This is a genomic window from Cnuella takakiae (assembly GCF_001953305.1).
Taxonomy (GTDB): Bacteria; Bacteroidota; Bacteroidia; order Chitinophagales; family Chitinophagaceae; genus Flavisolibacter; species Flavisolibacter takakiae.
Map to the genome: position 1 here is coordinate 3,140,808 of NZ_MTFE01000010.1, position 14,814 is coordinate 3,155,621.

At 49.1% G+C, this 14,814-nt stretch carries 10 protein-coding genes; 3 read left to right on the forward strand and 7 right to left on the reverse strand.

Translation table 11 applies throughout. From position 1 onward, the window contains the following. Positions 1-28: 28 nt before the first annotated feature. Positions 29-1,510, reverse strand: coding sequence for a nucleoside recognition domain-containing protein (locus tag BUE76_RS13660; RefSeq protein WP_073039533.1), 1,482 nt, complete (start codon positions 1,508-1,510; stop codon positions 29-31). A 230-nt stretch (positions 1,511-1,740) separates the two neighbouring features. Between BUE76_RS13660 and ychF the strand changes: the two genes are divergently transcribed. Continuing rightward, the gene (ychF, locus tag BUE76_RS13665; RefSeq protein ID WP_073039531.1) at positions 1,741-2,838 is read left to right on the forward strand and encodes a redox-regulated ATPase YchF; all 1,098 of its coding nucleotides are present in this window, start codon (positions 1,741-1,743) and stop codon (positions 2,836-2,838) included. 232 nt (positions 2,839-3,070) lie between these two features. Beyond that, positions 3,071-3,877, forward strand: coding sequence for a hypothetical protein (locus tag BUE76_RS13670; protein ID WP_073039529.1), 807 nt, complete (start codon positions 3,071-3,073; stop codon positions 3,875-3,877). A gap of 54 nt (positions 3,878-3,931) precedes the next feature. Here BUE76_RS13670 and BUE76_RS13675 read toward each other — a convergent pair whose 3' ends face one another. From BUE76_RS13675 to BUE76_RS13700, 6 genes are all read right to left on the reverse strand, one after another. After that, complete coding sequence (locus tag BUE76_RS13675) at positions 3,932-7,375, reverse strand: hypothetical protein (RefSeq protein ID WP_083596323.1); 3,444 nt, start codon at positions 7,373-7,375, stop codon at positions 3,932-3,934. 135 nt (positions 7,376-7,510) lie between these two features. After that, positions 7,511-8,260 (reverse strand): succinate dehydrogenase/fumarate reductase iron-sulfur subunit, encoded by a 750-nt coding sequence (locus tag BUE76_RS13680; RefSeq protein WP_245798274.1) that lies wholly within the window; start codon positions 8,258-8,260, stop codon positions 7,511-7,513. A 190-nt stretch (positions 8,261-8,450) separates the two neighbouring features. Further along, a complete protein-coding gene (locus BUE76_RS13685) occupies positions 8,451-10,424 on the reverse strand; it encodes a fumarate reductase/succinate dehydrogenase flavoprotein subunit (RefSeq protein ID WP_073039525.1) in 1,974 nt (657 codons plus the stop codon). A gap of 232 nt (positions 10,425-10,656) precedes the next feature. Continuing rightward, entirely contained in the window at positions 10,657-11,373 is a 717-nt protein-coding gene (locus BUE76_RS13690) for a succinate dehydrogenase cytochrome b subunit (protein ID WP_073039523.1), read from the reverse strand. An 85-nt stretch (positions 11,374-11,458) separates the two neighbouring features. Next, positions 11,459-12,025: a hypothetical protein gene (locus BUE76_RS13695; RefSeq protein ID WP_073039521.1), complete on the reverse strand. Its 567-nt coding sequence runs from the start codon at positions 12,023-12,025 to the stop codon at positions 11,459-11,461. Positions 12,026-12,215: 190 nt separating this feature from the next. Continuing rightward, positions 12,216-13,058: an N-acetylglucosamine kinase gene (locus tag BUE76_RS13700; protein WP_073039519.1), complete on the reverse strand. Its 843-nt coding sequence runs from the start codon at positions 13,056-13,058 to the stop codon at positions 12,216-12,218. A gap of 102 nt (positions 13,059-13,160) precedes the next feature. Between BUE76_RS13700 and BUE76_RS13705 the strand changes: the two genes are divergently transcribed. Then, complete coding sequence (locus tag BUE76_RS13705) at positions 13,161-14,753, forward strand: S41 family peptidase (RefSeq protein WP_073039517.1); 1,593 nt, start codon at positions 13,161-13,163, stop codon at positions 14,751-14,753. The last annotated feature ends 61 nt before the right edge of the window (positions 14,754-14,814 follow it).

The following is a 14,814-nucleotide window of genomic DNA, read 5'->3' on the forward strand; positions in this document are numbered from 1 at the left end:
AAAAACCTGCCAGGTGTTTTTGCCTTTCCTAATTTACCGATCCAAAAAACATATAAGCCAGAAGAACGGAGGTAATAATCCCCACCAGGTCGGCTAGCAGCATGGAGCCGATGGCATAACGGGTATTACGGATCGAAACTGCGCCGAAGTATACGGCAATGACGTAAAAAGTAGTATCCGAAGAACCCTGCAGGATACAGGAAAGCCTTCCGGGAAAAGAATCGGGTCCAAAGGTTTTCATCGTATCGATCATCATTCCCCTTGCCCCACTGCCACTTAAAGGTTTGATCAGGGCTGTTGGCAATCCATCTACAAAACGGGTATCGGTTTCCAAGAAGGCAAACAGGCCTTTCATTCCGCCAATCATAACATCAAAAGTGCCGCTGGTGCGCAGCAGCGAAATAGCTGCCAGCATGCCCACCAGGTAAGGAATGATTTTTACTGCCGTTTCAAAACCACCCTTTGCGCCTTCCACAAATGCGTCGAAGACATTGATCTTTTTATACACCGCTCCGGCAATGATCAAAAAGAAGATCAGCAGGATCAACCCGTTGGAAAGCAGGCTGGAAAAAGATTGCACCGATTCAAAGTTCAGGGAGGTAAGATACCATACCAATAAGGCGATCACCGCAGATAGTCCGCCAACCCAGGCAAGGATTACTGGCTGCAACAGGTTGATCTTTTGCCGGAGGCTTACAATAAACATGGCAGCCATGGTGGCTACAAAGGTGGCGATCATACAGGGTACAAAAATGTCGGTAGGGTTTGCCGATTTCAATGCAGATCGGGCAGCAATAATGCTTACCGGAATGAGGGTCAGGCCCGATGCATGCAGGCAGAGAAACATGATCTGTGCATTGGAAGCGGTGGTTTTGGAAGGGTTGAGTTCCTGGAGGCTTTCCATCGCCTTTAGTCCGAAAGGAGTTGCTGCATTATCCAGTCCTAGAAGGTTGGCCGAGAAGTTCATCATCATATGCCCCATCGCCGGGTGGTTCTTTGGCAGCTCCGGAAACAAGCGGGAGAAGAAAGGACCAATGATCCGCGACAACATCCGGATGCCGCCGGCTTTTTCGGCAATGCTCATGAAACCCATAAAAAGCGCCATGATACCGATCAACCCAATGGCAATATTGACCGCACTTTTACAAGTTTCTATGATACCATCAGCCGGGCGTGTTAAGCGAAATGGCAATGACGTTATAGTAAGGGCAGACTGTCCTGGAGCCAGGTTTGTGGGAGCGCCTTTTTCGGTGAATACCACGGTTGCAGGGTGAAGTGCATCTGCCGGGAAATATCCATAGCCTGCCAGTCTTTCGCTAAATTTTTCTTCGTTTGGATAACCATGCTGGCGGGGATCGGCAGCCAGTTGATAACGGATGGTATCTACCACATCATCGGTTTTGCCCACCACCATGCGGCTGAAGATGGCTTCATCGCCACCAAGAAAACGAAAGAGTGCCACGGTAACGGCAACAAGTATGAATGCGGACCAGATTCTGCTTAAGGCCATAGATAGGTTTGGATGTCAGTTGTGTCCAGTTCAAAGACCGGGAACCCTGCCTTGAATTTGGGGCGATGAAGGTAATTGTTTGAAGGCAATCAGGGCCGAGGGCTTCATTTGCTTATCTTTGCGCCTCGAAAAACAGGGGTACAAAAGGCTTTGTTCCGACAATTGGAAGGACTTACAAAGTTTTGCCTCCCTACTTTGAACCATAAATTTTCAACTGACAACTTTTTTATATGGCTTTACAGGCTGGTATCGTAGGTCTGCCCAACGTAGGAAAATCAACTTTGTTTAACGCGGTAAGCAATAGCGCAAAAGCGCAAGCAAGCAACTACCGCTTTTGTACCATCGAACCCAACGTGGGTTTGGTTGATGTACCCGATGAAAGGCTGGCCAAGCTGGCCGAGTTGGTTCAACCCAACCGCGTGGTGCCTACCCAGATCGAAATCGTGGACATTGCCGGACTGGTGCGCGGTGCGTCCAAAGGAGAAGGTCTGGGCAACAAGTTCCTGGGCAATATCCGCGAGGTGGACGCCATCATCCACGTGATCCGTTGTTTTGAAGACGAGAACATCCTGCGCGAAGAAGGCGCTATCAATCCTGTAAGCGATAAGGAAATCATTGACACCGAGCTGCAGCTGAAAGACCTGGATAGCGTAGAAAAGAAAATGCAGAAGACGGAAAAAAACGCCAAGTTTGACGTTAAAGCCAAGGCCGAACTGGAAGTGCTGCAGCGTTGCAAAGCCCACCTGGAGCAAGGCAAAAGCATCCGTTCACTTGGGCTGGCGCCCGAAGAGCGTACTGCTATTGCCGACCTCTTCCTGCTCACCGAAAAGCCTGTACTGTATGTTGCCAATGTTGACGAGCCCAGCATGCACACCGGCAACAAATATTCGGAGACCCTGAAAGCGGCCGTAGCCGAAGAAGGTGCTGAAGTGATCATCATGAACAACAGCATTGAAGCACAGATTTCCGAAATGGAGGAGCCAGAAGACAAGGCGCTCTTTATGGATGAATATGGAATGAAAGAACCTGCACTGAACCGCCTGATCCGCTCGGCCTACCACCTGCTGAACCTGCAAACCTATTTTACCGCGGGTGTTCAGGAAGTACGTGCATGGACCATTGGTCAGGGTTGGAAAGCACCCCAGGCAGCTTCGGTGATCCATACTGATTTTGAAAAAGGATTTATCAAGGCAGAAGTGATTGGCTACGACGACTACGTGCAGTATGGCTCAGAATCTGCCTGCCGCGATGCCGGACGCCTGCGTATTGAGGGTAAGGAATATATTGTGAAAGACGGTGATGTGATGCACTTCAGGTTCAACGTGTAACCGTACCATATTATCTAAAAACATTTTTTATGAAGTGCCCTGCTTAAATAGCAGGGCACTTTTGTTTACAGTAATCAGTGATCTGCTTCTTTCATTTTGATGGTTATCCAAACAGTATTTTGCTGAGCATTATTTTTTATAGGTATTTTTCCGAAATCAAAATGGCCGCCAGTACATCCTGTTTTACTTTCAGGCCTGATCCGCAGAACTGATGCAACCAAAACACCACCCCATGAAACCATACCTGCTTTTCTTTTTTACCCTCTTTGCATTATGGTCTGAGGCGCAAAAGCCATTTTTCCGCGACTTCAGTGTTGGATACCGGATTGGCGAAGGGGAAGCTGTGGAAAGTAATCCTTTTTTCATCCCTCCATTGTTGAAAAAGCCTGCTGGGTTTCAAAAAATGCTGGACACCTTGCAATGGAATTCCTTGCATGGCAATTCCGGTCCGGTTACCTACCACCGGGTTTTCCTCCAGGCTGTACTTGGCTTCCCGCAAAATGGAGGAAGGTTCTGGCGCAATAGCTACATACCAGTAGGAATAAATTATGCATTCAGGGAAAAACGAGGCGGAATGGATATTGGGACCCAGGAATGGTATGCGCGTTCTTCAGTAAACCTATTGGAAACAAAAAAGTACTGGATGACGCAAAGCGTCCGGTTTATTGGGTTACATGCCGGCATATACCGCAAAATCAGGATCACCCGAAAAGTGAGTTTGCAATCCGGTGTTTTGCTCCAGGGCGAAATGGCTATTAATCATCATTTTAAACGGGGTGTAGATACTTCAGCATTCTCCCCTGCGCAAAGTACCCTGGTATACAAACGTTCAGACCAACTGCCAACCTTACATGGCCGCAACTTCGGACAGTGGTCGGTTCTCATTCCTCTTTCAGCCGAACTGAACCTGTATAAAAAGCAGTGGTATCTCCAACCCGAAATAACAGTTGGCCTGCTCAGTAACCGCTATTTAAAAGCTTCGGGAATATCAAGGGAAAGCATCAATGCCGCGCTTTGGTTTATTTACAGGCGTAACTAGGGCTGCTTAAAACTAAATGTATGCAGGCAGCTACCTGTATTTAATACAAACAATTTAGAACACAGCACGTACTGAAGCCCGCCCGGTATGAACCATTGCAGCTGAGGCCGCTTTCCGGCCTTCGTAGCTAAAGTTGATTTCGATATTATTGGCTAATCGCTGGGTGAAATCTGATTGCCAAACCAGGTTTTTGCCGGGCATCAAGCCTTCCAGCATGGTGTAGGCGAGACTGGTATTTGTAGGACCATCGTAGGAAATATGGTGGTAGCTAATCCTGCTGGTCAGCATGCTGTTTTGGAGTATACTGTACCTGCAATCCAACTCCATCACCTGTGCTTTTAGCGCTTCCTGTCCTGATTGTTGTTTGCTCTTTTTTTGCGCATACCTGTATGCGCCCTGCAGCCTGAAACTGGTAGACCGGACCAGCGCGATCCGGGGTTCTATATGCCGGTGAAAAACCTGGTAATTGCGGTTGGCAAATGCAGGGGTCATCAACTTTTGGTTGCCTGCCTGCAACCGCAGGTCGAAGTGCAGGATCCTGGTTATTCTGGTTCGCCCCTTGAGCCGCCATTCCTCCTGGCGGTTGGTTTCCATACCATAATTGAGGAAAGCCCTTACCTGGCTTTGCGTTTGCTCCAGGTCGAGCCCCCAGCCGGGCTGCTGCCGGTTAAAGGATAGATTGTTGGTGAGATGCGTATTTACACTGATCAGGGAGGTATCGGTACCCGGTTTCGGAAAAGGGTTCCATGCCGGATAATGGTTAGCGATTGTTTTTGTATTTGCCTGCAAAGCGCTGTTAAGCAAAAAGCGGGTAAGAAGGGCTCCTGACTTAAGTGCTTTTTCAAGCATACCAGGATCAACGGTAAGCACGTAATTCCAGGTGGCAAAACCCGTTTTCAGGTACTCATTTGTGGGTATCCATAACCTGGCATAACGTGCATGGTCGCGGAAGCGGGCCGTTTCAAATTCATTGAGTTGTTGCAGGCCGTCGTTGTTATAATCCATCCAGGTGTATTCACCCTGACCAGCTGGTACTTCATAATAAGTACGTTCTCTTTTGGGTTCCTGTCCATTACCCAGTTCGTATAATGCGGAGCCGGAAACCAGGCCATTCCATTCCCTGAACTGGTAAGCAGCCCTTGCCAAGAGGTTGTGGCCAGCAGGCTGGGTGGAACTTTTTTCCATAGGCTGCACCTGCCGGTAAGTAGCCTGTACGTTCAATTGGCGGTTTGGGTTTTTGTATAAATCAGCCTGGAGGTTTATCGTATAACTCCTGTCTGGCTGCCTGCTTATCGTTTGTTGCGGTATGCTATTGGTGCGACTGTTGATGCTGAAGGCAAAACGGTTCAACTTTTTCTCGCTGTTGCGGAGGGTAAGGCCGTAACTGTAATAAGCAAAACGCTCCCTGGTAAGGCTGTCCCCGGCATCTGTCGAGGTTTTGCTTTGTTCTGCTTCGTAGCGCAGCAACAGTTGTATCCCATCATCATGGAAAAAGGTTTTTTGCACCTCCATTTGAGGGTGCCAGTACAAACCTTTATTGGCTCCTGACTTAAAGCGGGTCCACTGGGCACCGGATGTAAATTGCCAATTGCGCAGCTTGCCATGGTGCGTCACTTCCTGTTGCATCCCTGCATAATCCCTGCCTCTTTGCAACAAGCTATATTGGTATTTAAATAGAGCATCCCTCCTATTCTGCACTGTAGTTACCAATTCCAACCAACGTTCCTGCATTGGTTTAGAGAAAGTAGGAAGCCCCCATGCCCTGCTGAATTCTACACTCCTCAATCTTTCTACAGGCTTATAAGCTGCAGCCAGGTATTCGGCCCTAACCTTTGATTCCATTTGTAAACCCTTGCCCAGCCGGGTTTGGTTCCGGTAATACATACGGGCTGCTGTTGCGGGTATGTCTTTAGCACTTTTTGGGGCAAAAAAATTAGGGTTGTAATGACTCCAGGCCAGCTCCGTTTCTATTGCATTTTGATCATTCCATCTGTAGGCTGCAGATAAGCTTGCAACCCGGTGTTGTTTCGGCGGCACCATTACCTGAACCGGTTCAAAGCGGCCCTGCTTTATGCTGTTTACAGGCGGTACATAGCGGTAAACCTTTCCATTTAGCCCATTTTGATCGGGCAGGTAGTTCCCATTTCCCTGCCCCAGGTCGGTAAAGGCAACCGCATACCGTTGCCGGCTGGTACCGGCAGTATACCGGTAGATGGTATCAGCTGTTGGGCCGGGCAGCACAACTCTTTCGTACAATACTTTTCCGGTGCCTACGCTATCAGGGTAAGCAGAAGGGTAAAAGGCCATCCCCTCGGTTGCAGCAAGTTGTTGCAGGAACTGCTTTTGTCCTGCTGTAAGGATTTGGTTGATGGGATTATTTGGTGCATCCCTATTTTGGTAAAAGGCAAAGCTTACCGCCAGTTTTTTGCCTTGTGCTACTGTTTGCTGTAGGTATAGATTGGTGTTGAGATAATTGCGGTCGGCGTATTCAAATTCCACCTGTATGCGGCTATCGCGGGTGATCAGCTTCCGCGGCATAAAGGTTATTTCTGCCGCATTGTAATTAATCAAATAGTCGCGATCCGCTCCTCTTTCCAGCTTTTGTCCATCTACAAATACCTGTTCTGAATTAGCCAGAACAAAAAAATAAGTTTCGTTATTGGCGCCTGAAAGCCGGTAGGGACCCTGGTTGCCATCGGAAGTCTGTAACGTATTGCGGTGAAATTTTCCTTTTGCTAAAGCGCTACTCAGCTTTGTCTGGCCTTTGGTTTTTGCGGCAAATTGCTGCCTGGAGGAAAAAGTTAATCCCTGCAGGCGTTTGCTGAAGTGTAGAAAGTAGAGCTGGTCTGCTTTCAGGTCCTGGTCTCCCAGCTGCAGGTCCCAGTTCTTTTTTTGAAACCGAAGGTAAACCTGGTCCCATTCATTCAGCTGCCGGGTGGTGCCATCCGGCTGGAGGGGCAAATTATTATCTGATAAGGCCGCCTGAATGGCGGTGCTATCTGGCAACCACCCTTCCAGTTGCAGGTTGAAGTTGGATTGGAGCGCCGCACTTTGGGCATTGCCCATGGATAGCCCGCGTTCAAAACTGCCGCTATACCGCAGCTTGCCCCAATCCCTTTGTTGTTTTTCTGCTTTTGCAAGTGCTGGGGAGCCTACCAGGGTTTGATCCAGGAGGCTGTCGTAGCTGTGCCGCTTCTGTATGGTTCCAAGCTTTGTATTCCACACATGGTATTGTATCAAAACCGAATCTGCCGGTGGTTTTTGCTTCCACCTTAGGGTGGCTGTGAAAGGGTCAAGGATATAGAAGCTGTCCGCAACACCGCCTACCTGGAGTGAACCGGGTACCAGCCACAAGCTATCCAATTTAAGGCGGTCAGGCTTTGTGGGCAGAAACTTTACCCGGTATGTTGGGTCCATTACAGATAAAGCCTGGCCATAAATCCTTACGGAACTGCATGCCAGCAGGCAGCACAGCAGGATAAAGCCAGTTGGTTTCAAGCGGGTAGGTTGATCCGCAAAGTTCTGGCAATCCAACCCCCAAAGACCTATTTGAAACCAAGGCCCTTTAAGTCGGGCCTATTGAAAAAAGAAAAAGCCGGCATTTGCCGGCTTCAATCAAATATGTAGAAACACTTATTTGTCGGCAGCTACACCGGCAAAAAGGTAGTCCTTGTGCATGCGCGAGATATTGGTAATGGAAATCTCCTTGGGGCAAACAGCCTCGCAGGCACCGGTAAAGGTGCAGGATCCAAAACCTTCCTTATCCATCTGGGCCACCATGCTCAGCACACGGCTTTTACGCTCTGGCTGACCCTGGGGCAACAATGCCAGGTGCGAAACCTTTGCAGCCAAGAAAAGGGATGCAGAAGCATTTTTACAGGCTGCCACACAAGCGCCACAGGCGATGCAGGAAGCTGCGGCAAAAGAAGCATCAGCGTTGTCCTTATTCACGGGAATGGCGTTACCATCAACTGCATTACCGGTATTTACCGAAACAAAACCTCCGGCCTGAACCAGACGGTCGAAAGCAGAGCGATCCGTAACCAGGTCTTTGATCACTGGGAAAGCCTGTGCACGCCAGGGTTCTACCACCACGGTATCGCCATCTTTAAAGGCACGCATGTGCAGCTGGCAGGTGGTGGTGGCGTGCCATGGACCATGGGGGCGGCCATTGATGTACATGGAGCACATACCACAGATACCTTCCCGGCAGTCATGGTCAAAAGCGATGGGATCGCCGCCCTCTTTTACAAGGCGGTCGTTCAACAGGTCGATAACTTCAAGAAAGGACATCTCTGAAGAGACATCTTTTACAGGATAAGTTTCAAATCGACCTTGGGCGTTTTTGTTATCCTGGCGCCATACTTTCAGCGTCAGGTTCATGTTGTAGTGTTCCATATAGAATCGCACACACCATCCGGCACGAACTGTAGCCGATGGCATTTTGTTGATTATTGAAATTTGGATTTGATTTGTGCCGCTGCAAAAAAGCCACGCAAATCAAATCTATTTATTTAAAGAACTGGTTGATCTTGATCAACTTAAAAGCCCTTTGTTATTATTAACAAATAGCTTACTTGTACGAACGCTGGCTGGGTTTTACCACCTCGTAATCCAGGGGTTCTTTTTCCAACTGCCATTCGTGGGTACCTACCGATTTCCAGGCAGCCACATACATGTACTGGTCATCGTGGCGCAGGGCTTCACCATCTTCGGTTTGGTGCTCTTCGCGGAAGTGACCACCACAGCTTTCCTCGCGGTTGAGGGCATCAATACACATCAACTCACCCAGTTCAATAAAGTCGGCAACACGGCCAGCTTTATCCAGTTCGGGGTTAAAGTCGTTGATCTTGCCGGGAATGCGGATATTGCTCCAGAACTCTTTGCGCAGCTGGCGGATTTCTTCAATGGCTTCGGTGAGGCCTTGTTTGTTTCGGGCCATACCGCATTTGTCCCACATGATTTTACCCAGACGCTTGTGCATTGTTTCCACCGTTTCGGTACCCTTGATGCTCATCAGCGTTTCCAGTCGTTCGCGAACAGATTTTTCTGCTTCGTCGAATGCGGGTTGGTTGGTAGTGAGTGCGCCACTCCGGATTTCTTCAGCCAGGTAGTTGCCAATGGTGTAAGGAATAACGAAGTAGCCATCAGCCAGGCCCTGCATCAGCGCAGAGGCACCGAGGCGGTTGGCACCGTGATCGGAGAAGTTGGCTTCACCCAGGGCATAGAGGCCGGGGATGGCAGTCATCAGCTCGTAATCCACCCATAGGCCACCCATGGTATAGTGTACCGCTGGGTAAATGCGCATGGGCACTTCGTAAGGGTTTTCGCCGGTAATTTTTTCGTACATGTCGAAAAGGTTACCATATTTCTCTTTTACAACCTCTTTGCCCATGGCAATGATCTGCGCATCGGATGTGCCGGAGAGATTGCGCTTACCTGCTTCGATGCGGCCATAACGCAGGATGGCGTCGGCATAATCGAGGTAAACGGCCTGCTTGGAAGTACCTACACCATAGCCGGCGTCGCAACGCTCTTTGGCGGCGCGGCTGGCTACGTCGCGGGGTACGAGGTTACCAAAGGCAGGATATCTTCTTTCGAGGTAGTAATCGCGTTCGTCTTCTGGAATCTGGTCGGCTCGGCGGTCATCGCCCTTTTTCTTGGGCACCCAAATCCGGCCATCATTACGCAGCGATTCCGACATCAGGGTCAGCTTCGACTGGTGCTCGCCGGTTACGGGGATACAGGTGGGGTGAATCTGGGTAAAGCAGGGGTTTGCAAAATGGGCACCCTTGCGGTGAGCTTTCCAGGCTGCGGTAACATTGGAACCCATGGCGTTGGTGCTCAGGTAGAACACGTTGCCATAACCACCAGAGCAGATCAGTACGGCGTGGCCGGCATGACGCTCCAGTTCACCTGTTACCAGGTTGCGGGCAATGATGCCACGGGCCTTGCCTTCCACCATTACGATTTCCAGCATCTCGTGACGGGTATACATTTTTACGTTGCCCAAAGCTACCTGGCGCTCCAAGGCCTGGTAAGCGCCAATCAGCAGCTGCTGGCCTGTCTGGCCTGCGGCATAGAAGGTACGCTGTACCTGGGTACCGCCGAAAGAACGGTTGGAGAGCAGGCCGCCATATTCGCGGGCAAAGGGAACACCCTGCGCCACGCACTGGTCAATGATATTGGTACTCACCTCGGCAAGGCGGTGTACGTTGCCTTCACGGGCACGGTAGTCGCCACCCTTGATGGTATCGTAAAAAAGGCGGAACACGGAATCGCCGTCGTTCTGGTAATTTTTTGCAGCATTAATGCCACCCTGCGCTGCAATGGAGTGCGCACGGCGGGGAGAATCCTGGAAGCAGAAAGCTTTAACCTTATAACCCAGTTCGCCCAGGGAAGCAGCAGCAGAGGCGCCGGCCAAACCGGTACCGATGATGATTACTTCCAGCTTGCGCTTGTTGGCGGGGTTTACCAGTTTTACGTGTCCTTTGTAGTCCTCCCATTTCTTTTCTAAAGGCCCATCAGGAATTTTTGCGTTCAGCATACGTCAAATTGCAATTAACGAATAATAGAGTTGATACCGGTCACTGTAAGGTACAGTGAACCAAACGTATCTATAACAATCAACCGTGTTTAAAGATCAAAAATTGCTGTGAAAGTTGTTGCTGTTCAACGTTTTATGTGCTTTCGCGGCAATTGTCAAACAAAAATCGGTGCACCCCAAACCCAAATGTTGTTGCCTGTAGCCATGGGCAGGCCGCACCGAATATCTTGTCTTAGTCGGGCTTGATCCACTGGAAGTGCATGGCAATGGGCATCAGGGCAAAAAGCACCGATACTACCACGGCAAATCCATATCCCAGGCTCTTCAGCATGGTCAGGTATTTCTTGTTGTGTACACCCATGGTGCGGAAGGCACTCTGGAAGCCATGCAGCAGGTGGAAGCACAGCGATGCGCACGCAACAAGGTACAGCAGCACAATCAGCGGGCTTTGGAAAACCTCGAACATGCGCAGGTAGAGGTTGTGCATTTCAACACCATTGCCATAAGCTACAGGAGCCAGGTCGTGGGTAATGCGTGAAGGAACCCAGAAAGCACTGATGTGTACGATCAGGAATAGGAAAATGAGGGTACCCAGCAAACCCATGCTGCGGCTATACCATTTGGAACCCCTGTTGCCAAGGCCTACGGAATAAGCAGTGCCACGGCGTTTGCGGTTTTGAATTTCCAGTTGGTAACCCTGGATGATGTGGAGGATAAAACCTGCAAACAATACGAGCTCCAGGATACGGGTAACAATGGTGGAACCCATGAAATGAGCTGCCCTGTTGAACATCTCACCGTTATCACTTGGATTGAGGAAAGGAAGATCAGCGAAAATGCACGCATTCAGACCAACGTGAATCACCAGGAAACCAATCAGGAAAAGACCAGTGAGGCCCATTACGATTTTCCTACCAACAGCCGATGTAAAGAAGTAAGACCATTTCATATTAACAGCAGAAGTGTTGAAAAAATTCAGCGCAAATGTACGGGGCGCTCTCCATAAAATTTTACATTAAAATGAAACAGGAAAATCAGATGGTAATTCTTCTGTTCTGTTCATCATCGATGAGCTTAAACAAATGGAAGGGTTTGTAAGTTCGCCAATTGGAAAGCTCTTTGAGTTCTATATAATAATTGATCTTGGCTTTCCGGAAATCGTATTGCGTTGCCTCTGGCATATTGAGGCATACGATCCAGCCCTGTTCATCTGTTACTTCTTCAAACCACTCCTGGTAATAGTCCTTATCGCCACTATGAAAGTTGAGTACATTCTCTGCAATGAGGATGAACTTGGTAATGCCCTGGTGTTCAAATTCATCAATCACATCACGCTTCAGGGTCATAATATCATTTTCAATGGCATCGTTCCACTCGCCTATCAGTTCAATCACTACATATTGCTCTTCATAATCGGCCAGTAAAACTTTAAGGTACAGGGTACGGCTCCCGAAATCATCCCACTGCGGGTGTATATAATAGTTATATACCGTAGCAGTAAATTCAAATTCTGAATACTGCCGACGATAAAATGGCGACCGCTCGTCCTCCTCACTGGTATATATATGCCGCCAATTGTAATATGGTTCTATATCGTGCATTGGTGATCCTCAGGAAAGATAGCAGCCCTTGTTTCAGTCGCTCAGGCAGCAATCTTTTGTTTTAAAATGATCCTGCAAATTTCGGCAAATAGCCAGCTCTTTCCATGGAAAAATAAGGGTTTGCGAAAAAGATTAGCATTTCAATTTTGTGCAAATTGAATCCGTAAAGGAAGTGCTTCACATAGCCAGCTCATTGCTGGTGGTAACTGACCAGCCCTTCCATTGGGTTCTTCAGGATCCTGCCCGCATCGAAACCATAGCTTTTGCAAAGTTCCAGTACCACATCGCGAAAACCCCATGCCACCCCGCCCACAAAATGTACCGGGTACTTCCAAACTTCCGGGAAGCGGTTGAGGTGTTGGAAAAAGAAATCATTCAAACCGTCTTCAATGATGTTTTCGATCATATAATGCCCCCTGTTCTCCGCCAGAAAAGGCGTAAAGCTGGACAGGTACCTGTTGGGCAATGGCTTTTTATATACCTGGTCCAGTATGTCCACCCGGTTAGTAGAAAAAGTAGCGTCAAAACGGGCACGCAGTTCTTCATCGAAGGTTTCGTACAGGTAATATTGCAGGACTTTTTTGCCCAGGTAGGCGCCACTGCCTTCATCGCCCAGCACATAACCTAAACCCGGGCTGTTGCGCGTAATCTTTTTGCCGTTGAAATAACAGGAGTTGGAACCCGTACCGAGTATACAGGCAAGCCCTTTTTCATGGCCACATCCTGCCCGTGCGGCAGCCATCAAGTCGGTATCAACAGTAATGCTTGCCTGGGGAAAAACAGTCTGCAGGGCTTTTTTGATGCTTTTTGCATTCTCCGGGTTGGCGCAGCCCGTACCATAATAGTACACCTGTTCCACTTCGGCTTTTTTCAACTGGGGCAGCAACTCAGCCTGGAGTAATTCTACAATTTGCTGGGTATTAAGAAAGTAAGGGCTGATGCCTTGCGTATAGACCGATTTTTTACGGGGAGCCGGTAGGCGCCATTCCGCTTTTGTAGAGCCGCTGTCGGCAATCAGGGTAAGTGGCTGCATATGTGGAACTTAAAGTATTGTTGAATTGGGCAAAGAAGGCCGGAGGCGCGGTAAATAAGTTAATTTGCGGGCTAATTTACGTTTACCTAGCAAGCACAAAGGATGACGAGAAAAAAATTACAGGTTTGGTTGCCCCTGATTTTGTCGGTGGTGATGATCTCGGGGATGTTTTTTGGTTTCAAGCTCCACCAGCGAACCGGCAGCACTCAGGGCTTTTTCAAGCGCGACAAGCGCAGTGCACTGCAGGAAGCATTGGACCTTATTCAAGACCGGTACGTTGATTCCGTGAAAATCGGCGCCCTGCAAGACAGTGCCATGGAAGGGCTCATGGGACACCTCGACCCACACTCCGTTTATATTCCGGCCACCGACTTCAATGAGGCCAATGAGGACCTGATCGGCAACTTCGATGGCATTGGCGTGGAGTTCAATATTTTTTCCGATACGGTAAATGTACTGTACGTTATACCCAACGGTCCTGGCGACAAGGCTGGCATGCAGATCGGCGATCGTATAGTGGCGGTAAACGACAGCAACGTGGTAAGCAAAACCATGCCTTCAGATGATATCCGGCGCATGATTCGCGGTAAAGCTGGCACCCAGGTAAAGCTGACCATTGTTCGGGCAGATAAAAAAATTACGCTTGCTCCTACCCGGGGTACCATTCCCCTACCCTCGCTTGATGCCGCTTTGATGCTCGACAGCATTACTGGTTATATCAAGATCAACAAGTTTGCAGAAACCACGTACCGCGAGTTTATGGAGGCCATGGAAAAGCTCCAGGCCCAGAAAATGCAGTCGCTGATCTTTGACCTGCGTGGTAATGGTGGTGGACTGATGAGCCAGGCCGTAAATATTGCCGACGAGTTTCTGGATGGCGACAAACTGATTGTGTACACAGAAGGTACCAACACACCGAGGCAGGAATACCGAGCTAAGAAAGAAGGGGTTTTTGAAAAAGGTAAACTGGTGGTACTTGTAGATGAATTGTCGGCATCAGCCAGCGAAATAGTAGCCGGTGCCCTCCAGGATTGGGACCGGGCCAGCATTGTTGGCCGCCGTACTTTCGGTAAGGGCCTGGTACAGGAACAATATGTGCTGAGCGACGGTTCGGCCATCCGCCTGACGGTTTCGCGCTACTACACGCCTTCGGGCCGTAGCATACAGCGCCCCTACGATCAGGGTAAGAAAGTGTACATGGAAGAGATCTACGACCGCTATCACTCTGGCGAAATGCTGACTGCAGATTCCATTCACAATACCACCAAAAAAGCTTACAAAACCAAAGGGGGCCGCACCGTATATGGCGGTGGGGGAATAGTGCCCGATGCTTTTGTGCCCATAGATACCAGCTTACTGTCGCGTAGCGTTACCCGTTTATACCTGGACGGCCGGTTCAACAATTTTGTATACCAATACTACATGCAAAACAAGCCACAGTTGATGCAGTATAAAACGCCTGCCCAGTTTGCTGCCCAATACAATAACCTGGAAACTGCCTGGACCCAACTGGTTCAGTACGCCTCCAAGGACAGCATCAACCTGAAAAAGATTCCGGCCCGGGATAAAGAAGAAATCAAAGAGCAAATGAAAGCCTACCTGGCCCGGTTCCGCTGGCGCACCCAGGGCTTCTATGAGGTCAGCACCCGTTATGACGATGTGGTAACCAAGGCGGTTGAAGTTGTAAAGAAGTAAGGAGTTTGGAGTTTGGAGTTTGGAGTTTGGAGTTTGGAGTTTGGAGTTTGGAACAAACTTT